The sequence below is a fragment of the Streptomyces sp. NPDC051105 genome (assembly GCF_040682795.1).
Taxonomy (GTDB): Bacteria; Actinomycetota; Actinomycetes; order Streptomycetales; family Streptomycetaceae; genus Streptomyces.
In genome coordinates this window covers 83,783-107,288 of the sequence record NZ_JBFBBR010000006.1, presented here as the reverse complement: position 1 = coordinate 107,288, position 23,506 = coordinate 83,783, and the positions used below count along the sequence as shown (strand labels likewise).

Here is a 23,506-nt window from a genome sequence, read left to right as displayed (position 1 = left end):
ATCTAGAGGCGCGAAAAGCCTTATAAATTGCGCAGATTGCGACGGCCCGGGGCAGCCGATGGACCATCGCTGCCCCGGGCCGGGGGGAACTACTCGCCGGGGTGGGAGAGTTCGATGTCGTGCCCGTCGACACCGGCGCCGGTGACGTTCAGGGCCGTGGCGACCGGCGGGTAGCCCGTCGCGATCACGGTGTAGTCACCGCCGTCCAGGTCGGCGAAGGCGTACGCGCCGTCCACGCCGGTGGTGGACGTACCGACCACGTTGCCGGCCGCGTCCACAAGGGTGACGCGGGCGTCGGCCAGCGGCCCGTGCGGGGCCCTGACGACACCCTGGAGCTGGGCGCCGGCGTCCAGGTCGACCTCGATCCGGGTGACCCCGGTGGTGCCGATCTGGACCGGCAGCGCGCGGGGGCGGTACCCGGCCGCGTTCACCGCGACCGTCACCACGCCCGGCACCAGCTCGCCGAAGACGAACTGGCCCTGCTCACCGGTGGCCGCGGTGGCCAGCAGGTCGCCGCGCACGTCGGTGACGATCACCATCGCGTCCTTGACCGGCAGCGCGCTGCCCGCGCCCCGCACCACACCGCTCAGCCCACTGGTGCCGCTGAGCAGGATGTCGAAGGGCAGCGGGTCCTCGCCCACCATGACGGTGGAGGCCTGCGGCTGGTAGCCGTCGGCGGAGGCGATCAGGACGTACGAGCCCGCGCCGGGCGCGTCCAGGCGGTAGGAGCCGTCGTGGCCCGCGACCGAGCGGCCCAGCTGGCGGCCGGAGAGCGAGATGAGGGTGACCGCGGCCTGGGCGACCGGGGCGCTCTCGGCGCCGCGCACGAAGCCGTGCACCGGGGTGCCGCCGGAGCCCGCCGACTGCTCGGGGGCGGCGATGGTCGCCACGGCGGCGTACTGCCGGGTGGCTTCCGCGGCGGTGTCCGTGGTGCCGCTCACGACCGGGGCGGCCCAGCTGGGGACCGTCTCCTCGGCGGGAGCGGGGACGGCGGCAGCGGCGGCGGCGACCGGAGCGGCCTCGATGCCCTGCTCGTCGGCGGCGGCCTGGGCGAGCGCGCCCTTGGTCCTCAAGGGGACCTCCTTGATGAACAGGCTGATCAGGAACGCGAGGAACGCGAGGCCGCCGGCGATCAGGAAGACGTCGGCGATGCCGTGGCCGTAGGCGCTCTCCATGAGGGTGCGCAGCGGGACCGGCAGCTTGCCCAGGTCCGGGAGGCTGTCGCTGGACGAGCTGGAACCGGCCAGGGCGGCCTGGTACTTGTGCGGGAGGGCGGCGGCGCCCTCGGTCACGTAGTGCGTGATCCGGTGGGCCATCACCGCGCCCAGCGCGGAGACGCCGACCGCACCGCCGAGGGAACGGAAGAAGGTGACCGTGGAGCTGGCCGACCCGAGGTCGGAGGGCTCGACCTGGTTCTGCGTGCACAGCACCAGGTTCTGCATCATCATGCCGATGCCGAGACCCAGCAGCGCCATGAAGATGCCCATCTTCCAGTACGCCGTGTCGTACCGGATGGTGCCGAGCAGGCCGAGGCCGGCCGTCACGAGCACGCCACCGCTGACCAGCCAGGCCTTCCAGCGGCCGGTGCGGGTGATGAACTGCCCGGAGACGGTGGAGGAGACGAACAGACCGCCGATCATCGGGATCGTCATCACGCCGGACATCGTCGGGGAGTTGTCGCGGGCCAGCTGGAAGTACTGGCTGAAGAAGACCGTGCCGGTGAACATCGCGACACCGACGAACAGGGAGGCCAGCGAGGCCAGGGTGATGGTGCGGTTGCGGAACAGCCGCAGCGGGATGATCGGCTCCTTGGCCTTCGACTCGATGAGCACGAAGATCAGGCCGAGCACGATCGAACCGCCGACCATGGCGTAGGTCTGCCAGGAGATCCAGTCGTACTTGTCACCGGCGAAGGTGACCCAGAGCAGCAGCAGCGAGACGGCGGCGGCGACGAAGAACGCGCCGGACCAGTCGACCTTGACGTCCCGCTTCAGCACGGGCAGGTGCAGGGTCTTCTGCAGCACGATCAGCGCGACGACGGCGAACGGGACACCGACGTAGAAGCACCAGCGCCAGCCCAGCCACGAGGTGTCGGTGATGACACCGCCGAGCAGCGGGCCGCCGACGGTCGCGACGGCGAAGGTCGCGCCCAGGTAGCCGGAGTAGCGGCCGCGCTCACGCGGCGAGATCATCGCGGCCATGACGATCTGGGCGAGCGCCGACAGACCGCCGACGCCGATGCCCTGGACGACACGGCAGGCGATCAGCATGCCGGCGTTCTGCGACAGACCGGCGGCCGCGGAACCCAGGACGTAGATGACCAGGGCGATCTGGACGAGCGCCTTCTTGCTGTACAGGTCGGAGAGCTTGCCCCACAGCGGGGTGGTGGCGGTCATGGCCAGCAGCGAGGCGCTGACGACCCAGGTGTAGGCGGACTGGCCGCCGCCGAGGTCGCTGATGATGTGCGGCAGAGCATTGGTGACGATCGTGGACGACAGGATCGCCACGAACATACCGAGCAGCAGCCCGGATATCGCTTCCATGATCTGCCGGTGCGTCATCGGGGCAGCCTGCTCGACGGAGCCTCCCCCGTGCTTTGCATGGGCCCGCACACCGGCTGGTGTGGTCGTTGCCATGGGCTTCCTTTTCTTACGTCTTACGCGGGTGTACGGGTGGTCGGTTCGAGTACGGGGGCGATGGTGGGGGCGCGGGCGGCGGAGGCGACCGTGGCCGCGGCGGCGGCCTTCGGGGATCCGGGGGCCGGCTCGGCCGGGCCCGTCGCGCTCGGCCGCACAGGGCCGGTCCGGCAGTCGAAGCTGTCCCGGAGCCGGGTCATCAGCCGGATCAGCTGGTCGACCTCCTCGTCGCTCCAGCCGCCCAGCCGCTCGGTGAGCAGCTCGGTGCTGCGCCGGGACAGGTCCCGCAGCGTCGCCTCGCCCGCGGGGGTGAGGTGCAGGATGCGGGAACGCTTGTCCGCCGGGTCGGGGGACCGCTCGATCCAGCCGCGCTCGGCGACGTGCGCCACGTGCCGGCTGGTCACGGACATGTCCACGGCGAGCAGCTCGGCGAGCTTGCTCATGCGCATGGATCCGTAGCGGCCGAGCAGCGTCAGCACGGCCGCGGAACCGGCCGGGCAGTCGTGCGGCAGTATCCGCGCGAGGTCCCGCTTCACAGCTCCGACGGCGCTGAGCTGACGCGCCAGCTCCTCGAACTGCGCCTGCTCCGCCATCACACCTCCCGTATTCGTTGCTTGGGGCAACCATAGAACTGCTTGGTTGCCACAGGCAAATAAGTGGGCGGGGATGGGGATAAAAACTTGGCAAAGACAAGTATTGCGAACGTAAATACCCAGGTGGCGTGGGCTGTGCTTCCGGGCGGCCCCCCACTTGGGCCGGACCCCCGGATTCGCTAGTGTCTCGGGGCATGGCTAACACCCAGGGCCCCCAGGGCAACTACGACCCCGCCGGCAGCACTCAGATGTTCCGCGCGTTCGTCGACGAGGCCCCCCAGACCGCCCAGCAGACGGCATCTCCCTCCGCCTCCGGCGGCCCCCGCATCGGCCTGATCCTCGGCGTCATCGCCGTGGTGGTCGTGGTCGCGGCGGTGGCCTGGCTGGCACTCAAGTAGTCACTCGCCGCGCACTCGGCCCCTCGGGCGATACGAGGGTCTGGGCGGCGGCGCGACGAAGCACCCGGGGTCCACTGCCCCGGGCTTTCGTCGTGCCCGTACGGACGCGCCGGCTCACCTCCAGGCGACCGCCACGACCCGGGTCTCGACATGCATGCCCAGGGGGACGCGCCAGTCGTCCACGCACACCGTCCAGGTCCCGCTCGTACGGGAGTGGGGCGCGACCGGGGCCGGCAGGGCCTCCGTCGACCCGATCGTCGCCCAGTCGATGCCCAGCAGGTCGATGATGTGCGTGCCGAGGGTGACCGTGCCGGAACGGACCGCCGTGCCGCCCGAGTTGCGGAACTCGACCGTCACCTTCTCGCACCACCGCTGGTCCGTGGGCTCGCGGGTGGGGGTGCTCCAGGTGAGGGCGGCGGGTGAGGTGCCGCCGGGGGTGGTGGTGGGTGAAGTGCCGGTGGGTGAAGTGCCGGTGGGTGAAGTGGCGGTCGGCTGTGGTGGGTTCGGTGTCGGCGGATCGGACCGTCGGGGCCGGGTGCCGTCGCGGTGGGAGGAAGCGGATGACGGCGTCGGGGCCGAGGCCGCCGGGTCGGCCGGCCCGGCCGCTGCCGCGGCCCGGCCGTCCTCCGCCGAGGGCGAGCCGTGGGTCGCACCCGCCGGGGAACCGTCCAGCGGGACCAGCGTCACCGATCCCGTCGGTCTCGACGACGTCCCCGCGGCTCCCGGTGCGGTGCCCGCGGCCCCCACCGCCGTATAGCCGCCGTGCTCACCGCCTCCGCACGCCGTGAGTGCCGAGGCCAGGCAGACGGCGGCCGCCGACGCTGCCGTGACGGCGCCTCGGCGGCCACTCGGTGTCCTACGGAGAAGCATCGCGCCAGTGTGGCTGACACCTCGTCAGTAAGGAACCCGTCGGAGCGGGTTCAGTCCGAGATCAGGCCCTCGCGGAGCTGGGCGAGGGTGCGGGTCAGCAGGCGGGAGACGTGCATCTGGGAGATGCCGACCTCGTCGCCGATCTGGGACTGGGTCATGTTCGCGAAGAAGCGGAGCATGATGATCCGGCGCTCCCGGGGCGGGAGCTTGGCCAGCAGCGGCTTCAGCGACTCGCGGTACTCGACGCCCTCCAGGGCCGTGTCCTCGTAGCCGAGGCGGTCGGCCAGCGAGCCCTCGCCGCCGTCGTCCTCGGGGGCCGGGGAGTCGAGGGAGGAGGCGGTGTACGCGTTGCCGACGGCCAGACCGTCGACCACGTCCTCCTCGGAGACGCCCAGGACGGCGGCCAGTTCGGTGACCGTCGGGGACCGGTCCAGCTTCTGGGAGAGTTCGTCGCTGGCCTTGGTGAGGGCCAGGCGCAGCTCCTGGAGGCGGCGCGGGACGCGGACCGACCAGGAGGTGTCGCGGAAGAACCGCTTGATCTCGCCCACGACCGTCGGCATCGCGAACGTCGGGAACTCCACGCCCCGTTCGCAGTCGAAGCGGTCGATCGCCTTGATCAGGCCGATGGTGCCGACCTGGACGATGTCCTCCATCGGCTCGTTGCGGCTGCGGAAGCGGGCCGCCGCGTAGCGCACGAGAGGGAGGTTCAGTTCGATCAGGGTGTCCCGTACGTAGGCACGCTCGGGGCTGTCCTCATCGAGCGCGGCGAGGCGCAGGAACAGGGAGCGGGACAGGGTGCGGGTGTCGAGGCTTCCCGAGGCCACCGGGGATTCCGGGGTCGGAGGTGCCTCCAGCGCCGGGGCGCCGTCGATGCTGTCGAGCACGTCGATGGCGTCGAGCTCCTTGGGCGCTGCCTCGCTCTTCGTGAGCGTAAGCACCTTCGAGCTGCCCTGGTCTGCGGACATGCCACCCCCTTTGGGTCGCGGGACGGTCGCGGCGACGCCCCTCACGAGGAACGGCGCCTTCACCTGAATACCGGAGCCGAAGCCTCGGCAAACGCGCTTCCCGCAGAATGTCACATGTCGGCAACACGCTGTAGTGACATGTCGACATGGGAAATGTGAATCCGCCCTGGATGCAGGGGGTCTGACGCTATTTCGACCCCCAACTGTCGGGAACTGCGCTGGTGAGCGATTCGCTCGCGACGGTGATGGCTCGATCCTGCTTGCGGTTATGGCCGCACGGAGCAGGCCGGGGCGTGTCTCGGACCGGTAACGGGTCCTGCGACGGGCGCATGCGACGGCGCGTGCGACGGCGTGTGCCGGGCCCCGGTGCCGGGGTCCGCTGCGGGGTCAGGCCTCGATGCGGTTCGCCGAGCGCAGTCGCTGGAAGCTGCGGGCCAGGAGGCGGGAGACATGCATCTGGGAGACGCCCAGTTCCGCGCTGATCTGCGACTGGGTGAGGTTGCTGTAGTAGCGCAGCAGGAGGATCCGCTGCTCCCGCTCGGGGAGTTGGACCAGCAGATGGCGGACCAGATCGCGGTGCTCCACGCCGTCCAGGGCCGGGTCCTCGTAGCCGATGCGGTCCAGCAGGCCCGGCAGCCCGTCGCCCTCCTGGGCGGCCTCCAGGGAGGTCGCGTGGTACGACCGGCCGGCCTCGATGCAGGACAGCACCTCCTCCTCGCTGATCCGCAGCCGTTCGGCGATCTCGGCGGTGGTGGGGGAGCGCCCGAAGGCGGTGGTCAGGTCCTCGGTCGCGCTGTTCACCTGGACCCACAGCTCGTGCAGCCGGCGCGGTACGTGCACGGTCCGCACGTTGTCCCGGAAGTAGCGCTTGATCTCGCCGACGACGGTCGGCATCGCGAAGGTCGGGAACTGCACGCCCCGGTCCGGGTCGAAGCGGTCGATGGCGTTGATCAGCCCGATGGTGCCGACCTGGACGACGTCCTCCATCGGCTCGTTGCGGGAGCGGAAACGGGCGGCCGCGTAGCGCACGAGCGGGAGGTTCGCCTCGATGAGCGCCGCGCGCACCCGGTTGTGCTCCGCGGTGCCCGGCTTGAGATCCTTGAGCTGACCGAAGAGCACCTGGGTCAGCGCCCGGGTGTCGGCGCCCCGCCGCTTCTCCGGGGGCGGAGCGGGCGCCTGGGCGGGGGGCTGGGCGGGTCCTTGGGCGGGTCCTTGGGCGGGTCCTTGGATCGGGGGATGGGCACTGGGGGGAGCGGGGGCGGGCGCCTCTTCCTGGGGCGGCGCAGAACTGGCCGACACGGTCAACGCCACCTCTTCATCGGTCAATCATCCGTCAAAAGCGGTCATAGCATCACAAGACATGTGCACTGTGCGCAAGCACCGCATAACGTCGTGTTGAGAGTGAAAGACGGCAAGTTGGGGCATAAGTCGCAGAAAAGCCCCCCGCTGTTCCCGGCGGAGGGCCTGTCTCCAGAAGGTCCCGTACGGCTGTCCGAGGGCGCGGTACGGCTCAGAACTCGTAGTCGGCGATCACCCACGTGGCGAACTCCCGCCACTGCGCCGCGGCCGCCTGGTGGGCCGGGTGCTCCAGGTACCGCTTCAGCGCGTCCCTGTCCTCGACGGCCGAGTTGATCGCGAAGTCGTGGGCGATGGGGCGCTCGGTGATGTTCCAGCCGCATTCCCAGAAGCGCAGCTCCTCGATCTGGGCGCCGAGTGCGGTGAAGGCCGCGGCGCCCGCGACGGCCCGCGGATCGTCCCGCTCGACACCCTCGTCGAGCTTGAAGAGGACCAGGTGGCGGATCATGGTTGCTCCTGTGGGTGGTGCGCTATTTGGCTCCGTCGACGAGCCAGGTCATAAATGATCCGATGGCCTTGGCCGCGTCCGATATGCCCTCAAATCCTATCTGGACGTAATCGGCCGCTTTGGCCGGATCCGTGATGATCACGTAGAGCGCGAAGACCACGAGCACGTACGTGGCGATCTTCTTGGCATTCACCGCCACCGCGGCCTCCCCTGTGCCTGCCTCTGCCGGCCTGTCTGCGTAGCCTGTGGACCCTGCTGCCGGCGGCGAGTGTAACCTTCGCGCCCCCCTTGGGGGCCAACAGCCCGCTGGTCGAGGCCCGTTGCCGGGTCCAGGGGCGCGACGGGGGGCGCGCGACGGAGAGGTGCGCGGGGTGGAGATGGGCCCGGGGGGATGTGTCCGGCCGATGTGTCCGGCGGCGGACGCAGAAAGGGCCCCGTCTTTCGACGGGGCCCTTTTTCAGCGGTAGCGGAGGGATTTGAACCCTCGGTGACTTGCGCCACACTCGCTTTCGAGGCGAGCTCCTTCGGCCGCTCGGACACGCTACCGAGAGAGACCTTACAGCACGGAAGGCCGTGCTCTGAAATCGCTATTCGGGGGTCCGGGAGTGCCCTCAGCGGTCCCGGAAGAATTCCCTGAGCAGCCGGGCGGATTCCTCGGCCAGGACGCCCTCGACGACCTCGGGACGGTGGTTCAGGCGCCGGTCGCGTACGACGTCCCAGAGCGAGCCGGCGGCGCCCGCCTTCTCGTCGCGGGCGCCGTAGACCACCCGGTCGACACGGGACTGGACCAGCGCGCCGGCGCACATGGTGCAGGGCTCCAGCGTGACCACGAGGGTGCAGCCGGTGAGCCGCCACTCCCCGAGCGCCGCGGCGGCCCGGCGCAGCGCGAGGACCTCGGCGTGCGCGGTGGGATCGCCGGTGGCCTCGCGTTCGTTGTGACCGGTCGCGAGCACCGTCGTACCGTCCGGGGACAGCACGACAGCGCCGACGGGGACGTCCCCGCCCCGGACGGCCTGTCCGGCCTCGTCCAGGGCGAGCCGCATCGCGGCCCGCCAGCGGTCGCGTACCGGGTCCGCAGGCCCGGATACCTCGTGGAAGGTCAGCGGACGGTCTCCAGGACCTCGGCGGCGCCCAGAGCCTCGGCGATCTCGCTGAGCGCGTCGTCGCTGAGCGCCAGCAGCTCCTTGGCGCTCACGCCCAGGTCGTCGAGGATCCGGATGTCACCGACCGGGCCGGACGGCACGGCGGACATGTCCGTGCCCGTGTCCGTGTCCTCTTCGTCCTCGGCCTCCGGCTCACCGTCCTCGGTGCCGTCGAGGTCGAGGGCGTCCAGGTCGTCGTCTTCGTCCTTGGGCTCCCTTCCGAGCAGTTCGTCCGTGAGCAGAAGCTCGCCGTACGAGCTGCGGGCGGCGGCGGCTGCGCTGGAGACGAAGACCCGGGGGTCCTCCTCGCCGTCCACGCGCACGACGCCGAACCACGCGTCTTCCTGCTCGATGAAGACGAGCACCGTGTCGTCGGCGTCCGACGCCGATTCCCGGGCCAGGTCGGCCAGGTCCGACAAGGTCTCCACATCGTCGAGCTCTGTGTCGCTCGCTTCCCACCCGTCTTCGGTGCGCGCGAGCAGTGCGGCGAAGTACACCGTGACTCTCCCACTGGTCTTAGGCGTGCCGGTTGGGGGTCCCCCCGGCGGAGGTTCTGGGCGGGGAGAGCTGGGCTCCGAGTCCCACCCACTCGGAATCGTGGCAGAAACAAGGCGTTCAGGGGACGTCTTCGGCTCCCTGTGTCTGGCAGTTTTGTTCGCACGTATGCAAAGAGGCATCCAGGTGCCCGTGTACGGAATCACCAGCGCACTCGTTGCCGCCACCTGCGGATCGTACGCGGGTTTTCCCGCCGTCCACGCACGGCCTTCCCCATGACGGACCGCAACGCGCCACAAGCAGTGGATCTTTGCCGAAGGATCGGCTTTACGACTCTTACCGTTCTTACGGTTTTACCGACTGTTACCAGCGGAACGTCCGCATACGCATGGCCTGCCGCAGCCGGGCCGTCTTGGCGCGTCGGGGCTGGACCCGGTCGCGCAGCGCTCTGGCCTCGGCGAGTTCGCGCAGGAATCGAGCCCGGCGGCGACGCCGTTCGGCCTCCGTCTCGCCCTCGGGCGCGCCGTACGCGCGGTCCGACGGCTCAGGAGGATCAGGCAGGTTTGGCACATCAGACACGGTCACACCACCCCAAGTCCGGTCACTCCCGCCTTCCCCCGGACGGGGGGTTTGATGCCAACGAGGACCCGCGCGGGCCAGCGGCGCGGCGTACGCGGACGCGGTTACTGTTGTGGGCATGCGCCTCCACGTCGTCGACCACCCTCTGGTCGCCCACAAGCTCACCACCCTGCGCGACCAGCGCACCGACTCCGCGACGTTCCGGCGGCTCGCCGACGAACTGGTCACTCTGCTCGCCTACGAGGCGACGCGGGACGTGCGGACCGAGGCGGTCGACGTCCAGACCCCGGTCTCGCCCACGACCGGCGTCAAGCTCGCCCGTCCCCGCCCGCTGGTGGTGCCGATCCTGCGGGCCGGGCTCGGCATGCTGGACGGCATGGTCCGGCTGCTGCCGACCGCCGAGGTGGGCTTCCTGGGCATGATCCGCAACGAGGAGACGCTCCAGGCGTCCACGTACGCCTCGCGGATGCCGGAGGACCTCTCCGGACGCCAGGTGTACGTCCTGGACCCGATGCTGGCCACGGGCGGCACGCTGGTCGCGGCGATCCGTGAGCTCATCAAGAGGGGCGCGGACGATGTGACGGCGGTGGTCCTGCTGGCCGCGCCGGAGGGCGTCGAGGTCATGGAACGGGAACTGGCGGGAACGCCGGTCACGGTCGTCACGGCGGCCGTCGACGACCACCTCAACGAACACGGCTACATCGTCCCGGGCCTGGGAGACGCGGGCGACCGCCTGTACGGGGCGGCCGAGTAGGAGCGGTACGCGTTGGCGGCGTTGGCGGCGGTGACCGCCTTGGCGCCGTAGAGGTGCGGGTGTGTCTTCGGCCGCGGGTCCGTGGTGGGTTGGTCGCGCAGTTCCTCGCGCCCCTGGCGGGGTGCGGGTGCGGCTTCGGCTGGGGGTTCGTGGTGGGTTGGTCGCGCAGTTCCTCGCGCCCCTGGCGGGGTGCGGGTGCGGCTTCGGCTGGGGGTTCGTGGTGGGCTGGTCGCGCAGTTCCTCGCGTCCCTGACGGGGTGCGGGTGCGGCTTCCCCGTGTCCCTTGCGGGGCGGCAGTGCTCGGCCCGGCTCTCAGCAGCCCTTCTTCGAAGTCGATGACTTCGGCTCGGGGTTGGAGAGGGCCGTGATGGCCTTCGCGGCCGTCGCCTGGGGCGTGAGGGCCTTGAAGGCGTTGCCCAGGATCATGTCCACGGTGGCGCCCTTGCGGCCCGCCTCCGTGCGCTGGTCCGGTGCCGTGAGCTGCGTGGCCAGTACCGGCAGGGACGTGTGCAGGGCCGAGGCCGGTCCGAGGAGTATCGCCGTGCCCTTGACCTTCGCGTCGAACTTCGCCGGCGCGTTGCCGACGTCGCCGATCTTGAAGCCGCGCTTCTTGAGTTCGTCCGCGGTGTCCTTGGCCAGCCCCGTACGGGTCGTGGCGTTGTAGACGTTCACCGTGATCTGGGCCGGCTTCGGCAGGGCCGCCGCCGACGCATCGGCCGCCGGCTCCGCGCTCGCGGCGGCCTGCTTCACGCACGTCGTGCCACCGGCTGCCGCAGCCTTTTTGTCGCCGCCCGTGAAGACGTCGATGAGCTGCAGGGTGCCCCAGCCGACGAGGCCGAGCGCGGTGACGGAGGCGACCATGGAGAGGACGAGCCGGGCACGCCGCCGGCGCGGGCGCATGCGAGGGTATTTGTCCCCAGTGATCCGGTACTGGCCGCCCATGCCGGGGGGAGTCAGCATGCTCATGAGCGCAGCGTAGTGCGCCACGGGTGCGTTGACTAATAGATGATCATCCGACGCCGCACGGTCCAACCCGAAAGGGGCAACCGGCGTGAAACGGCGGGTGGCGAGCGGGTGTCGGCCGAGTCGGTCGACTCGGCCGGGTCAGTCCAGTTCGAGCACGCGCGCGTGTAGCACCTGACGCTGCTGGAGGGCGGCGCGGACCGCGCGGTGCAGCCCGTCCTCCAGGTACAGGTCGCCCTGCCACTTCACGACGTGCGCGAAGAGGTCGCCGTAGAACGTCGAGTCCTCGGCGAGGAGGGTCTCCAGGTCGAGCTGCCCCTTGGTCGTCACGAGCTGATCGAGGCGGACCGGGCGCGGTGCGACGTCCGCCCACTGCCGGGTGCTCTCCCGGCCGTGGTCGGGGTACGGCCGGCCGTTTCCGATGCGCTTGAAGATCACACGGAAAGCCTACCGGTCCTGACGTTCCGGGCGCAGCCATGGCGACCGAGTGCGACGCTGGAAAAGCCACCGTAAAGGGCATCAAAAGGGCGAAAAGCGAAGAGGGGGTCCGATGATGAGTGCCGGTGAAGCCGCCGCGACCGGTGGCCCGCCCCCGCCCCCGACCGCGTCGGCGCCCCCGCCCTCGCCGCTGCCCCCGGCCGCCGCCGCGATCGCCTCCGGGTACGCCTTCACCGGTCAGGCCCTGGACGACGAGGCGGTACGGGCCTCCGCCCTCCACGGACGTTATGCACAGGCTGTGGACCGGGAGTCGGCGTACGAGAAGTTGCAGGGGGCCCCGGCCGCCGAGCCGAAGGCCGCGACCCGCACGGAGAAACCCGCCCCGAAAGAGGAACCGTCGCTCGTCGAACAGGTCGTGAGCAGCGGGATGTTCAGGTCCCTCGCCCGTTCCGTGGGCACACAGCTCGGCCGCGAGATCACCCGGTCGCTGTTCGGTACGGCGCGCCGGCGCAGGTGAGCCGGATGAACCGGGCGCCCCGCACGGGACGCCCGGCTCACGACGTCAACCGTGTTTCTGTTCCTGAGGGCGCGGCCTCGGCGGCTCCGCCACCTTCGCCTCCGGCTTCGGCGCGCTGCGAACGGCCTCCGCGCGCAGCAGGGCGCGCAGGACCGCGTACGGGTCTGAGGACATGGCTGTGTTCCTTGCGTTGTACTGACTGACCTGGGGGGCGTGCGGGAGCTGCCGGTCGGTCAGCAGCGCAGGACCACGGTGCGCAGCAGGGGTGGGGCGTACGGCGGACGCGGTGCCGTCTGGCATGGGCGGTGGCGGTCCGCCGGGTCGGCGGGCGACGCGTCGGGGAGCGGTGCGGGGCGCTGGGGTACGTCGGCGCGGTGGACGGCGCGGGCGGGGAGCCGTAGCGGCGTGTCGAGGACGTCGTACTCGGCGGTCTCCGCGGCGGCGGCCGGAGCGGTCGCGGCGAGGGCCTCGGCCGCCGTGGGGGCGCCGGCCAGCAGCAGGGCGAGCAGCAGCACGAGCGCCCGCGGCCAGGCGTGTCCTGGCTGCGGGCGGCCGACGCGGGAGCCGCTGCTCATGGCGGTCATCTCCCCACGCGGCGGACGGTGTTCATCGCGCCGGGCGCGAGATCCGCTCGCTCGGCGTACCGGCGGGGCGCGAGGTTGACGCCGTTCACACGGCCCGCGGGATGTGCTTGGCCCGGCTGCGGATGCCGAACGAGGAGATGATCTCGACGATGCCGACGACGACGAGCCAGATACCGGCGACCAGGGTCAGTACGGCGACCGACTCGAACGGCGAGACGATCAGCACGATGCCGGCGATGAAGGTGACGACGCCAAGGAAGATCATCCAGCCGCGGGCGGGCATCCCGGGGTCGTGGACGGCGGCGATCGTCTGGGTGATCCCGCGGATCAGCCAGCCGATCCCGATCCACAGGGCGAGCAGCAGGATCGACTCCAGCGGGCCGCGGAAGCAGAACAGGCCCAGCAGGATCGACAGCGCGCCGCTGATGAAGGCCAGCACCCGCAGCGAGGTCGTCTTGTGCGTGCCGAACGCGGCGACCAGCTGGAAGATGCCGCTGATCAGCAGGTAGACACCGAAGAGCACACCGGCGGCGAGGAGTGAGGCGCCCGGCCAGACGAGCACCAGGACACCGAGGATCAGGGAGGCGATCCCGGTGAGCAGTACGGTCTGCCAGGCGGCCTTCGAAAGGGCGTGCAGGGGCCCCTCGAAGGGCGGTTCGGGCTCATGCCGGTAGGCGGGCGCGGATACGGAGGCGGACGCGGATGCCGGGACCGAGGCCGAGGCCGGGGTGGTGTGAGCCGTGCGGTCGTCGTCGGCGGGGCCGGTGCTGGGAGGCTCGCTCATGCTTCCAGCTGAAGCCGACAGGAGCGGCCCTGCCAGCAGGGAGGGGCCGAACGGGTGACACCCTTTCCGCCCCGGATACCGCCCCTGGCTACTTCTCCCCGGCCTTCGCCGCCTTCGCCGCTGCCTTCATCTCCTGCTTGTGCGCTCGGACCTTCGCCAGTGACTCGGGTCCCGTGATGTCGGCCACGGACCGGAAGGACTCCGCTTCCCCGTACGCCCCCGCCGCCTCCCGCCACCCCTTCGGCCGTACTCCCAGCTGCTTGCCGAGCAGCGCCAGGAAGATCTGTGCCTTCTGCTTGCCGAACCCGGGCAGTTCCTGGAGCCGCTTCAGCAGTTCCGCGCCGCTGTCGACGTCGCGCCAGATGCCCTCGGCGTCACCGTCGTAGTGCTCGACGAGGTACTGGCACAGCTGCTGGATCCTCTTGGCCATGGAGCCGGGGTAGCGGTGCACCGCCGGCTTCTCGGAGAGCAACGCGGCGAAGGCCTCGGGGTCCTGGGCGGCGATCTCGTGCGCGTCCAGGTCGGCCGTCCCCATCCGCTGCGCGATGGTCGCCGGCCCCTTGAACGCCCACTCCATCGGGACCTGCTGGTCGAGCAGCATGCCGGTGAGCGCGGCGAGCCTGCTGCGGCTGAGGAGTTCGTCGGCCGCGGGGTCCTGGGCGAGATGCAGAGTCGTGGCATGGGTCCTGGTGTCGGGCTCGGCCTTGGCGTTGGCGTCCATGGCTCGATGATCCCGCGCCCGCCCCCGCCCCGCGCGCCCGCGGCGGCCCGGTCTCCGCCGCTTCCGCACCCCTCACGTACGATTCCCCCACGAGTCAGCTTAGGCAAGCCTAACCTTAGACAAGAGGTGTCGCAGGGTGACCATCAAGACGTACCGAGACGCCTGGGGCATCCCGCACCTGAGGGCGGCCGACGCCGGCGAACTCGCCCGTGCGCAGGGCCGGGTCACCGCCCACGACCGGGCCTGGCAACTGGAGGTCGAACGGCACCGGGCGCAGGGCACGTCGGCGTCCTTCCTCGGTTCCGCGGCCGTCGCCTGGGACGTGTTCGCCCGCCGGGCCCGCCTGGCGGACACCGCGAGACGCTGCTTCGAGGCGCTGGAGAGACGGGACCCGGAGACAGCGGAGTGGGTACGCGCGTACGTGGCCGGGGTGAACGAGGGCCTGGCGGGCGGAGCGGCCCGCACGCCCGAGTTCGCCCGCACCGGCCTCGCTCCCGGTGTCTGGGAGCCTTGGCATCCCCTGGGCGTCTGGCTGGCCACCCACATCCTGTTCGCCGGCTTTCCGGCCAAGCTGTGGCGCGAGGAGGCGATACGGCACCTGGGGGAGGACGCGGTCCCCTTGTTCGCCACGGACGGCCCGGGCACGTCCGGCAGCAACGGCTGGCTGCTCGCGGGCTCCCGCACGACGACCGGCCGGGCACTGCTCGCCGGCGACCCGCACCGCTTCATCGAGGCGCCCGGCGTCTACCAGCAGATCCACCTCTCCTGCCCGGAGTTCGACGTGATCGGCCTGGCCGTCCCGGGCGTCCCCGGCATCGCCCACTTCGCCCACACGGGCACGGTCGCCTGGTCCATCACCAACGCGATGGCCGACTACCAGGACCTCTACCGTGAACGCCTGCGCCGCACGGAGCGGGGCGTGGAGGCCCTGAACCCGGACGGCACCTGGCACCGGGCCGAACGGCACACGGAGACGGTGGAGGTGGCGGGGAACCCACCGCTGCGGATCGAGGTGATCGAGACCGAACGGGGCCCACTGATCACAACCACCACAACCGACCAGCCACCCCCAGCCCCCACCCCGACAGCACCAGACGACGCTCGGCCTCGGCACGAGGCTCCCGCCCCGACGGCGGCAGACGACGCTCGGCGTCCGCACGGGGCTTCTGCGCCCGACCCGACAACCCCAGGGGGCGCTCGGCCTCCGCGCAAGGCTCCCGCCCCCGACCCCGCAGTCGCCGATGGTGCTCAGCCCCCACAGGGGCCACCCGCACTCGACTACGAAAGCCGCACGGGTGGTGCGGGTGGGAAGGAGACGTGCGCCGATGGCGGAGCCGAGGCGTTGGCCCTGCGGTACCCGCCCCGCGTCACCGCCGACCTCGGCTTCAGCGCCCTCCTCCCCCTCCTCCGGGCCCGCCGCGTCGCCGACGTCGACCGTGCCTTCGACGCCTGGACCGAGCCCGTCAACGTCGTACACGCCGCCGACACCGACGGAGGCCTCCTGCACCGCGTCGCCGGCCGCGTCCCCCTCCGCTCCCACACCAACCGCACCCGCCTCGCCCCTGCCTGGCTCCCCGGCCACGCCTGGCAGGGCTGGCACGAGACGCCGTACGGCGACATCACCGACGGTGTCGCCGTGATGGCGAACCAGCGCGGCCCGGCCGCCCCCCTCGGCGTCGAGTTCGCCCCACCCCACCGCGCCGACCGCATCCGTACCCTCCTCGACGAGCGCCGCACCTGGTCCGCCGCCGACCTGCCGGCGATCCACACCGACACCCACCTCGCCTCCGCCGCGCCCCTCCTCGCCCACCTGGCCGCCCTCGACGACCTCACCCCTGGGGCCGCCGAACTCCGCGGCCGGCTCCTCGCCTGGGACCGCCGGATGGACGCCGACAGCACCGGCGCCGCCGCCTACGCGGCCGTACGCACCGCGGTCGTACGACACCTCGCCGCCCACCCCGCCTTCGCCGCCCTCGCCGAACCCCCCGCCTACCCCGAGGTCCTGCTTCCCTGGCTGGCTCTCACCCCCCGTATCGCCTTCGCCCTGGAACACCTCCTGAGGGCGGAGGAGCTGTACGGCGTCGACCGTCCCGCCGTCGTCCGTACGGCCGTCGAGGAAGTCGCCGCCGACCGACTCACCGGTACCGACACCGGCACCTGGGGCGACACCCACCGCCTCGCCCCCTGGCAGGCGCTGCCCGACCCGTCGTACGAGGGACCGGCCCTGTCCGGCGACCACGACTGCGTGCTGTGCACCTCGGCCGTCCCCGGTCTCACCGACCTCTCCGCGCGCGGCCCGGCCGCCCGGTACGTCTGGGACCTGGCGGACCGCGACAACAGCCTCTGGGTGGTGCCGTTCGGCGCGGACGGCGTCCCCGGCGCACCGCACCACACCGACCAACTCGCCCTGTGGGTCAAGGGCGAGCTGGCCCCGGTCAGCACCGACTGGGACCGACTGGAACTCGTAGAGGAGACCGATGTCCGAGCTACCGATGTCCGAGCAACCGATGGCTGAGCAACCGATGTCCGAGCAACCGATGGCTGAGCGGACGATGTCCGAACAGCCGGATGCCACCGTCCCTATCCCCGGCCTCGGCTCCGGCTCCGGACACGCCGTCCACGGCTTCGGCGCCGTCCGTCTCCGCCCCCTCGACCCCGAGCGGGACGCGGACGTCGTCCACACCTGGGTCAGTGAGGAACGCGCCGCCTTCTGGGGCATGACCGGCCTCACCCGCGACCAGGTCGCCGACATCTACGCCCACCTGGCCACCCTCGACACCCACCACGCCTACCTCGCCGAGAAGGACGGCACCCCGGTCGCACTCCTCCAGACGTACGAGCCGGAGGCCGACCGCGTGAGCGAGTGCTACGACGTCCGCGCCGGCGACATCGGCATCCACGTCCTCCTCGCCCCGGCCGGACCGCAGGGCCCCCGCCCCGGCTGGACGGACGCCCTCCTCTCCGTCTTCACGGAGTTCGCCCTGCGCACCCTCGACCGCCACCGCATCGTCGTCGACCCGGACGTCCGCAACGAGAAGGCGATCGCCCGGTTCTTCCGCCAGGGCTTCACGCCGGGCCCGGCCGTCGTACTCCCCGAGATCGACCTCCCGGACGTCCATCTGCCCGAAAAACACGCTCAACTGGCATTTCTTCCAAGGGCGGTAGCCTTCCCCGATGCTGACCCCCGATGACCTGATCGCCCACTACGGCCTGGAGCCGATCCCCCGCGAGGGCGGCCTGTTCCGGCAGACCTGGGCCGGTCCCGAACGGGCGGACGGCCGCCCCGAGGGCACCGCGATCGTCGGCCTCCTCACCGCCGACGACTTCTCGGCCCTGCACCGCCTCCCCACCGACGAGATCTGGCACCACTACCTGGGCGACCCCCTGAACCTCCTGCTCCTCGCCCCCGACGGCACCACCCGCACCCCCGTCCTCGGCCCGGACCTCCGAGGCGGCCAGCAGATCCAGCTCACCGTCCCGGCCGGCACCTGGATGGGCGCCCGGGTGGCACCGCCCGGCGCCTGGACCCTGTTCGGCTGCACCATGGCCCCCGGATTCACCTTCGAGGGGTACGAACACGGGAACGCGGCCCACCTCACGGCGCGTTACCCCTCCGAGGCCGCCCGCATCACGGGACTCTGCCGTCCATGACCCCCCTACTGGACGGACAGATCGCCCTGGTCACGGGCGCGAGCGGCGGCATCGGCCGGGCCGTCGCGCTGCGCCTCGCGGAGGAGGGCGCGGCGGTGGCCGTGCACTGCCGTACGGCGGTGACGGCGGCGCACGAGGTCGCCTCGGCCATCGGCGACCGAGCGGTCGTCGTACAGGGCGACCTGACCGACGAGGCGACCTGCCACCGGATCGTTCAGGAGGCCGCGGACTGGGGCGGCGGCCGGCTGACCGCGCTCGTCAACAACGCGGCCGTACAACCTGTTCAGCCCCTGCCCGGTATGACCGCGGCCGACTGGCGTGCGGTCGTCGACACCGACCTCGGCAGCGTCTTCGCCTGCACCCAGGCCGCCGCCGACATCATGTGCGCCCAGCCCGAGGGCGGCACGATCACCCACATCGCCTCCATCGAGGCGACCCACCCGGCCCCCGGCCACGCGCACTACAGCACGGCGAAGGCGGCGGTGGTGATGCACGCGCGAGCGGCGGCCCTGGAGTACGGCCGCCTCGGTATCCGCGTCAACACGGTCTCCCCGGGCCTGATCGACCGGGAGGGCCTGGCGGACGCCTGGCCGGAGGGGGTGCGGAGATGGCAGGAGGCGGTACCGACGGGCCGGTTGGGCCACCCGGAGGACGTGGCGAACGCGGTGGTCTTCCTGGCGTCCTCGCTGGCGTCGTGGATCACCGGCCACGACCTCGTGGTGGACGGAGGGGTGTCCGCCCGGCCGACGTGGTGACGGTGCCCCTGAGCACGACGTGGTGACACGGCGCCCCGCAGCACGACGTGGTGACACGGCGCCCCTGAGCACGACGTGGTGGCGGTGCCCCTGAGTACGACGTGGTGGCGGTGCCCCTGGGCACGACGTGGTGACGGTGCCCCTGAGCACAATGAGCGCTGCACGCCCCCCATCCGTATGACCCATGAACGCCTGCTTCCGAACTCAGGACGGTGACGTGAGCGAAGAACACGGCCGGCGGTGCATCACCACCCCCCGCACGGCAGCCCCCCACAAAGCGGCCCTCCGCTCGCTCGCCTTGCTCGGCACCCTCCTCGCCGCCCTCCTCCTCGCGTCGGCCGCCCCCGCCTCCGCGCACGCGGCCCTGCGCGGCAGCGACCCCGCCGACGGCGCCGTACTGAAGTCGTCGCTCGGGTCCGTCACCCTGACCTTCACCGAGTCCGTCGGCCTGCTCGACGACTCGTTCCGGGTGTACGACCCCACCAACCACCGGGTGTCCACCGGCGACCCCGAACACGGCCCCGCCGGCTCGGACACCGCCCGGATCACCTTCCCGAAGAAGCTCGGCACCGGCACGTTCACCGTGGCGTGGCGGGTCGTGTCGGCGGACAGTCACCCCGTCTCCGGTGCCCTCACCTTCTCCGTGGGCAAACCGTCGGCGACCACGGCGGCCGTCCCCACCGGCCCGGTCGAGAACCCGGCCACCGGCAGCCTCTACAACATCGGCCGCTATGTCGCGTACCTCGCCGTGGCGCTGCTGATAGGCACCGTCGCCTTCATAGCCCTCTGCCGTCCGCCGGACGCGGCCCCGCTCCGCAAACCGATCCGGACGGCCTGGTGGGCTCTGCTGGCCGCCACCCTCTTCCTCTTCATCCTCCGCTCCCCCTACGAGGAGGGCACCTCCCCGGCGACGGCCTTCGACCCCTCCGCGCTCGCCAGGACCGCGACGGGCCGCCCGGGCCTGGTCCTGCTGGCGAGGGTCGCCCTCCTGGCGATCACGGCAGGCCTGTACGTCTTCCTCCGCCGCAAGCGCGAGCACCGGCTCAGCCCGTCGTCCCGCCCGTTCCTCGGCACCGCCGCCGCCCTCGCCGTCGCCCTGACCCTGACCTGGGCGACGGCGGAACACGCCTCGGCCGGCATCCAGGTACCCCTGGCGATCACGTCCTCGGTCCTGCACCTCCTGGCGATGGCGCTGTGGCTGGGCGGCCTCACGGCCCTCCTCACCACCCTCTACCGGGCCACCGCCACCCCCCTCCCCGCCGCCGTCGTCACCCGCTTCTCCCGGGTGGCCTTCGCCTCGGTGACGGTCCTCGTGGTCACCGGCGTGTACCAGTCCTGGCGTGGCCTGGGCTCCTGGCAGGCGCTCACCGACACGACGTACGGTCGTCTCCTGCTCGTCAAACTCTTCGCCGTGACCCTGCTGCTGGCGGCGGCCTCCCAGTCCCGCCGCTGGACGGCGAAGCTGGCGGGCGCCCCGGCCGCGGCCGGCGCGACGGCGCGCGAGCGCGTCCCGCAGACGGTCGGCGCGCCGCTTCCGGAGACCCCACCGACCTCGGAGGAGCCGGCCCCCACACCGGACCACCGGGCCCTGCGCCGCTCGGTCCTCGCCGAAGTCGCGATCGGCGTCGCCGTCCTGGTCGTCACCACGATCCTGACCGGCACCCTGCCCGGCCGCGCGGCCGCCGAGGCGGCGGAAGCGGGCACGGGCACGGCCACGGCCGGCGGCATCCCGGCGGCCTCCGTCTCCATGGTCCCGTTCGACGTCGGCACCCCGAACGGCCACGGCAAGGTACAGATCACCCTGGACCCGGGCCGGGTCGGCGACAACTCCGTGCAGGCGGTCGTCTTCGGTCCCGACGACGGCATCTCCGCTGTCCCCGAGCTCCGCCTCTCCTTCACCCTCACCGCCCAGAAGATCGGCCCTCTCCCGGCCGACCTCACCGACCGAGGCGGCTACTGGGCCACCGACTCCGTCAACCTCCCGATCGCGGGGGAGTGGACGATGAACCTGACCGTACGGGTGTCGGACCTGGACCAGGTGACGGTGACGAAGAAGGTACGGATAACCGGTTAGCTCTCTCCGACGCCGAACGGGCCGCTCGCGCGCGAGCGCGGCAGGAGGGCGGTGCACTCGGTGTCGCCTGGAACCACCGCAGCCCGTCCACGCGACGGCGAGCCGCCCCCGCTACGGGGCCAGCGTGTCGCCGAAGCGGGCGTCGGGCACGGGGGCGCTCAGGGCGCCGCCGTTGAAGGACCAGGATCCGCTTCCGGCGGGGCCGTTGCCCGCGCCGGGGAAGACCCAGGCGGCGCCGTCGTCGGTGTCCTCGCCGGGCGCGGAGCCGATCAGTTCGGCCTTACCGTCCTTGTTGGCGTCGATGAGCCGGAGCGCGCCGCCGAACCGGTCGCCGTCCTCGTTGTCGCCACCCGAGGCGGTGTCGGCTCGGGATCAGCCGGACGCGGCCCGCCGCCACCTGTCATCCGGTCACCGCCGAGGAAGCGTGGTTCAACCACTTCGACCAGGGCGGAGACCGTGGCCCTGGCGTACCCGGGCCCCAAGACGCTGACCGGCAAGCTGACCCTCGCCGGTATGGTCCTGGAGGATGCCACGCCGCGCGAACGCGCCTGGTTCCAAGGCGAGATGCCTGCTCCGGCCCGGCTGTTGTGGCGGCTGATGGGTGCTCGCCAGTACGACGCACACGTGCGGCTGATACGGATTGGCGCATCGAGCCCTGGCTGAGTGGCTCTTGCGTGGGCCCGGCGCTACGGGGAACGGGGCGTTCAGCCGCGTGAGGGCGTGGTCGTCGACGGCCGGTGCGGCAGGAGATCGTCAACGCCTCCCTCCGCGTCAGCCGCACCGGCATTCTGTAGGAGTCATGTCATGTGGTGGCGAGTGCCTCGGTCGAGGTGAGCCGTGCCGCACGGATCGCCACCATCCCGATGACCACGGCACCGCCCACACTCGCGGTGCCCGTCCGCTGCGACAACCGCCGCGCCCCCCTGCAGCGAGACCTACCGCCGAGTTCCGTAGGGCCCTCCGCGGTGCATTCTCGCCGAGGCCGATCGGCATCAAGGCAGCAGTTCGCTCAGCGCCGGTGTTACGCCTGGCCGTACAGGGCTGCCAGATCGATCAGCTGGACGCCGGGGGTGGTGGCGGCGATGCGGGCCTTGTCGTTGAAGCCCGCCCCGCTGAAGCAGATGAGCTGAGTACGGGTGGTGTCGTAGCGTCCGGCCTGGGTGATGAGGTCGCGGATGTGCCGGAGGCGATCGATGTGCGCGATGCCCATGGTGTCGTTCCACTTGGCTTCTCCGATGGCCAGCAGTGGCGGCTTGCCGCCGTCCGCGATGCCGACGACCGCCACATCGATCTCGTGCCCGGTGCGGGCTTTGGGGTCATGGACGACGCCGTGGCCGACTCGGGCCGGGAGGCCGCCGAGCAGGTCGGGGTCGGCGTGGTGGAGGGTCCAGTCGCGGCAGACCTGTTCGAAGTGGGGGCCGAGGACGTTGCTGGTGAAGCGGCGACGGCTGGCCTGCCAGACCCGGGTGGCGCTGCCGGGCCGCTCCAACTGGTCCCAGACCGGGCGCATGATGGCGTGGTAGAAGCCGATCAGCGGTTCGGCGATGCGGTAGGTGGGGCGGTTGTCGCGGAAAGCGTCGGCATCGCGGTGCAGCAGCCCGGCGTCTTCGAGGACGTTGATGGGGTGCGCGATGTCGGTGGCCTTGCGTTCCAGGTAGCCGGCCATGCCGCCGCGGGTCGTGTTGCCGTCGGCGACGGCCGCCAGGACGGACAGGTACAGGGCGGTGTCACGCAGATCAGGCTCCTCGGCCAGCAGATAACGGGCCTCGCGGAAGAGCGGCGTCTCGGGGTTGAGGACCGTACGTACAACCCAGGCGTCGAAGTCGTCGGGCCCGTTGGGGCTGTCTCCTCGCGCGAACTCGCGCCGGTAGGCGGGCGTACCACCGACGATCGCGTTGACCTGCAGGGCCAGCCGGGGGTCGGTGATGTTCCAGAACTCGGCGGCGAGGCGGTGGTCAAGGGGGCGCACGACAAGTTCCAGTCCCGCCCGGCCCCTCAGCGGTGCGTTGCCGGACAGCAGCTTGCCCATGAAGGACAGGGCCGAGCCGCACAGCAGCAACCGCGCACGAGAGGCCGTGCGCTGCTCCCGCAGCGGACGGAACGCCGCTTGAATGATGGAGGGCAGCTCCGGATTGGCTCTGACGAGGTACGGGAACTCGTCGATCACCACGGGCACGGGGCGCTCGGAGCCGAGGGCAAGGAGTGCGTCGACAGCCTCGGCCCAATGTGCGAAGTGGTAGGGGCTGGCGGGCCGGACATGAGCGGTGAGCGCCGTGCTGATCCGGCGCAGAGACTCGGCGTCAGCGGCCTCGGTCGCACCGAAATAGAAGCCCCCCGCGGCACGGCAGGCCGCGTCGAGCAGGAAGGTCTTGCCCTGGCGGCGCCGACCGGAGACCACTCCGAGCGTGGCACCGGGCTGCTCATCGCCGATGAACCGGGTCAGCGCCGACCACTCGTACTCGCGATCGAACATCTCGGCAGGCTTGTCCACACGGCACCCTCGGGTAGATATAGAAGTACGTATCTGTAAAACGTACCCCTATATGTGCACTGAGGCTGCCGACGCGCGGAGGAATGGCGCATCGCAAGGGGAACCTGGCTTTGACTGCCGACGACGTCGCCACGACGGGTACTCCGCTGCTGAACACGCCGTTCCTCAACCGTACGGTGCGGTGGAACGGTGAGGCCTTGAGCACCTGGGGGCCCGGCCGCGCTGGAGGCGTTGATCGAAGAGGCCACCGTCGACGCCTACGGCAGAGATGAGCAGCTCACCGGCTTCTTCA

At 71.3% G+C, this 23,506-nt stretch carries 25 protein-coding genes, 1 tRNA gene and 2 pseudogenes; 9 read left to right on the top strand and 19 right to left on the bottom strand.

Going from position 1 to position 23,506, the window contains the following annotated elements; translation table 11 throughout:
- Nucleotides 1-89 precede the first annotated feature (89 nt).
- Nucleotides 90-2,636 carry an MFS transporter gene (locus AB0N16_RS16855; RefSeq protein ID WP_365797320.1) on the bottom strand — a complete coding sequence of 849 codons (2,547 nt, stop codon included), beginning with the start codon at nucleotides 2,634-2,636 and terminating at the stop codon, nucleotides 90-92.
- Between the two features lie 20 nt (nucleotides 2,637-2,656).
- Nucleotides 2,657-3,229 carry a MarR family transcriptional regulator gene (locus AB0N16_RS16850; RefSeq protein ID WP_365797318.1) on the bottom strand — a complete coding sequence of 191 codons (573 nt, stop codon included), beginning with the start codon at nucleotides 3,227-3,229 and terminating at the stop codon, nucleotides 2,657-2,659.
- 194 nt (nucleotides 3,230-3,423) lie between these two features.
- Between AB0N16_RS16850 and AB0N16_RS16845 the strand changes: the two genes are divergently transcribed.
- The gene (locus tag AB0N16_RS16845) at nucleotides 3,424-3,627 is read left to right on the top strand and encodes a hypothetical protein (RefSeq protein WP_365797316.1); all 204 of its coding nucleotides are present in this window, start codon (nucleotides 3,424-3,426) and stop codon (nucleotides 3,625-3,627) included.
- Nucleotides 3,628-3,741: 114 nt separating this feature from the next.
- Here AB0N16_RS16845 and AB0N16_RS16840 read toward each other — a convergent pair whose 3' ends face one another.
- From AB0N16_RS16840 to AB0N16_RS16800, 9 genes are all read right to left on the bottom strand, one after another.
- Nucleotides 3,742-4,497 carry a hypothetical protein gene (locus AB0N16_RS16840; RefSeq protein WP_365797314.1) on the bottom strand — a complete coding sequence of 252 codons (756 nt, stop codon included), beginning with the start codon at nucleotides 4,495-4,497 and terminating at the stop codon, nucleotides 3,742-3,744.
- A 50-nt stretch (nucleotides 4,498-4,547) separates the two neighbouring features.
- Nucleotides 4,548-5,462 (bottom strand): RNA polymerase sigma factor SigF, encoded by a 915-nt coding sequence (locus tag AB0N16_RS16835; protein WP_365797312.1) that lies wholly within the window; start codon nucleotides 5,460-5,462, stop codon nucleotides 4,548-4,550.
- Nucleotides 5,463-5,849: 387 nt separating this feature from the next.
- A complete protein-coding gene (locus AB0N16_RS16830) occupies nucleotides 5,850-6,761 on the bottom strand; it encodes an RNA polymerase sigma factor SigF (protein WP_365797310.1) in 912 nt (303 codons plus the stop codon).
- A gap of 211 nt (nucleotides 6,762-6,972) precedes the next feature.
- Nucleotides 6,973-7,266, bottom strand: coding sequence for a Dabb family protein (locus tag AB0N16_RS16825; RefSeq protein ID WP_365797308.1), 294 nt, complete (start codon nucleotides 7,264-7,266; stop codon nucleotides 6,973-6,975).
- Between the two features lie 22 nt (nucleotides 7,267-7,288).
- A complete protein-coding gene (locus AB0N16_RS16820) occupies nucleotides 7,289-7,465 on the bottom strand; it encodes a hypothetical protein (protein WP_362731395.1) in 177 nt (58 codons plus the stop codon).
- Nucleotides 7,466-7,727: 262 nt separating this feature from the next.
- A tRNA-Ser gene (locus AB0N16_RS16815) sits at nucleotides 7,728-7,812 on the bottom strand.
- Between the two features lie 65 nt (nucleotides 7,813-7,877).
- On the bottom strand, nucleotides 7,878-8,309 hold the full coding sequence (gene tadA / locus AB0N16_RS16810) for a tRNA adenosine(34) deaminase TadA (RefSeq protein ID WP_365797306.1): 432 nt from the start codon (nucleotides 8,307-8,309) through the stop codon (nucleotides 7,878-7,880).
- A gap of 56 nt (nucleotides 8,310-8,365) precedes the next feature.
- Nucleotides 8,366-8,905, bottom strand: coding sequence for a hypothetical protein (locus tag AB0N16_RS16805; RefSeq protein ID WP_365797304.1), 540 nt, complete (start codon nucleotides 8,903-8,905; stop codon nucleotides 8,366-8,368).
- A gap of 361 nt (nucleotides 8,906-9,266) precedes the next feature.
- Nucleotides 9,267-9,464, bottom strand: a complete 198-nt coding sequence (locus tag AB0N16_RS16800; RefSeq protein ID WP_365797867.1) for a hypothetical protein — start codon at nucleotides 9,462-9,464, stop codon at nucleotides 9,267-9,269.
- 136 nt (nucleotides 9,465-9,600) lie between these two features.
- Here AB0N16_RS16800 and upp point away from each other — a divergent pair, with 136 nt between their 5' ends.
- Nucleotides 9,601-10,236 carry a uracil phosphoribosyltransferase gene (gene upp / locus AB0N16_RS16795; protein ID WP_351695636.1) on the top strand — a complete coding sequence of 212 codons (636 nt, stop codon included), beginning with the start codon at nucleotides 9,601-9,603 and terminating at the stop codon, nucleotides 10,234-10,236.
- 312 nt (nucleotides 10,237-10,548) lie between these two features.
- Here the strand turns inward: upp and AB0N16_RS16790 are convergent, their stop codons facing one another.
- Together AB0N16_RS16790 and AB0N16_RS16785 are read right to left on the bottom strand one after the other, a co-directional pair.
- On the bottom strand, nucleotides 10,549-11,202 hold the full coding sequence (locus AB0N16_RS16790; protein WP_365797302.1) for a LytR C-terminal domain-containing protein: 654 nt from the start codon (nucleotides 11,200-11,202) through the stop codon (nucleotides 10,549-10,551).
- A 138-nt stretch (nucleotides 11,203-11,340) separates the two neighbouring features.
- The gene (locus AB0N16_RS16785) at nucleotides 11,341-11,637 is read right to left on the bottom strand and encodes a type II toxin-antitoxin system VapB family antitoxin (RefSeq protein WP_003999914.1); all 297 of its coding nucleotides are present in this window, start codon (nucleotides 11,635-11,637) and stop codon (nucleotides 11,341-11,343) included.
- Between the two features lie 250 nt (nucleotides 11,638-11,887).
- On the opposite strand from AB0N16_RS16785, the pseudogene AB0N16_RS16780 reads away from it, so the two are divergent.
- Nucleotides 11,888-12,154: pseudogene (locus AB0N16_RS16780) on the top strand (helicase HerA-like domain-containing protein); the annotation flags it as partial.
- Nucleotides 12,155-12,199: 45 nt separating this feature from the next.
- On the opposite strand, the gene AB0N16_RS16775 reads toward AB0N16_RS16780, so the two are convergent.
- The 4 genes from AB0N16_RS16775 to AB0N16_RS16760 all read right to left on the bottom strand — a co-directional run bounded on the left by AB0N16_RS16775 (nucleotide 12,200) and on the right by AB0N16_RS16760 (nucleotide 14,243).
- A complete protein-coding gene (locus AB0N16_RS16775; RefSeq protein ID WP_365797300.1) occupies nucleotides 12,200-12,328 on the bottom strand; it encodes a hypothetical protein in 129 nt (42 codons plus the stop codon).
- 59 nt (nucleotides 12,329-12,387) lie between these two features.
- Nucleotides 12,388-12,729: a hypothetical protein gene (locus tag AB0N16_RS16770; RefSeq protein ID WP_365797298.1), complete on the bottom strand. Its 342-nt coding sequence runs from the start codon at nucleotides 12,727-12,729 to the stop codon at nucleotides 12,388-12,390.
- Between the two features lie 94 nt (nucleotides 12,730-12,823).
- Nucleotides 12,824-13,522: an HdeD family acid-resistance protein gene (locus AB0N16_RS16765; protein ID WP_365797296.1), complete on the bottom strand. Its 699-nt coding sequence runs from the start codon at nucleotides 13,520-13,522 to the stop codon at nucleotides 12,824-12,826.
- 88 nt (nucleotides 13,523-13,610) lie between these two features.
- Complete coding sequence (locus tag AB0N16_RS16760) at nucleotides 13,611-14,243, bottom strand: HhH-GPD-type base excision DNA repair protein (protein ID WP_365797294.1); 633 nt, start codon at nucleotides 14,241-14,243, stop codon at nucleotides 13,611-13,613.
- 136 nt (nucleotides 14,244-14,379) lie between these two features.
- On the opposite strand from AB0N16_RS16760, the gene AB0N16_RS16755 reads away from it, so the two are divergent.
- The 5 genes from AB0N16_RS16755 (at nucleotide 14,380) to AB0N16_RS16735 (ending at nucleotide 20,723) form a co-directional block, all read left to right on the top strand.
- The gene (locus AB0N16_RS16755) at nucleotides 14,380-16,758 is read left to right on the top strand and encodes a penicillin acylase family protein (RefSeq protein WP_365797292.1); all 2,379 of its coding nucleotides are present in this window, start codon (nucleotides 14,380-14,382) and stop codon (nucleotides 16,756-16,758) included.
- 7 nt (nucleotides 16,759-16,765) lie between these two features.
- Nucleotides 16,766-17,434: a GNAT family N-acetyltransferase gene (locus tag AB0N16_RS16750; protein WP_365797290.1), complete on the top strand. Its 669-nt coding sequence runs from the start codon at nucleotides 16,766-16,768 to the stop codon at nucleotides 17,432-17,434.
- On the top strand, nucleotides 17,421-17,894 hold the full coding sequence (locus AB0N16_RS16745) for a cupin domain-containing protein (protein WP_365797865.1): 474 nt from the start codon (nucleotides 17,421-17,423) through the stop codon (nucleotides 17,892-17,894). Before AB0N16_RS16750 ends, AB0N16_RS16745 begins: the two co-directional genes overlap by 14 nt.
- Complete coding sequence (locus AB0N16_RS16740) at nucleotides 17,891-18,649, top strand: SDR family oxidoreductase (protein WP_365797288.1); 759 nt, start codon at nucleotides 17,891-17,893, stop codon at nucleotides 18,647-18,649. The genes AB0N16_RS16745 and AB0N16_RS16740 overlap by 4 nt, the downstream gene beginning before the upstream one ends.
- A gap of 298 nt (nucleotides 18,650-18,947) precedes the next feature.
- Nucleotides 18,948-20,723: a copper resistance protein CopC gene (locus tag AB0N16_RS16735; protein ID WP_365797863.1), complete on the top strand. Its 1,776-nt coding sequence runs from the start codon at nucleotides 18,948-18,950 to the stop codon at nucleotides 20,721-20,723.
- 111 nt (nucleotides 20,724-20,834) lie between these two features.
- On the opposite strand, the pseudogene AB0N16_RS16730 reads toward AB0N16_RS16735, so the two are convergent.
- Nucleotides 20,835-21,035: pseudogene (locus AB0N16_RS16730) on the bottom strand (FG-GAP repeat protein); the annotation flags it as partial.
- Between the two features lie 144 nt (nucleotides 21,036-21,179).
- On the opposite strand from AB0N16_RS16730, the gene AB0N16_RS16725 reads away from it, so the two are divergent.
- Nucleotides 21,180-21,386, top strand: coding sequence for a hypothetical protein (locus AB0N16_RS16725; RefSeq protein WP_365797286.1), 207 nt, complete (start codon nucleotides 21,180-21,182; stop codon nucleotides 21,384-21,386).
- A 358-nt stretch (nucleotides 21,387-21,744) separates the two neighbouring features.
- Here AB0N16_RS16725 and AB0N16_RS16720 read toward each other — a convergent pair whose 3' ends face one another.
- Nucleotides 21,745-23,214 (bottom strand): ATP-binding protein, encoded by a 1,470-nt coding sequence (locus AB0N16_RS16720; protein ID WP_365797284.1) that lies wholly within the window; start codon nucleotides 23,212-23,214, stop codon nucleotides 21,745-21,747.
- Nucleotides 23,215-23,506: the final 292 nt, after the last annotated feature.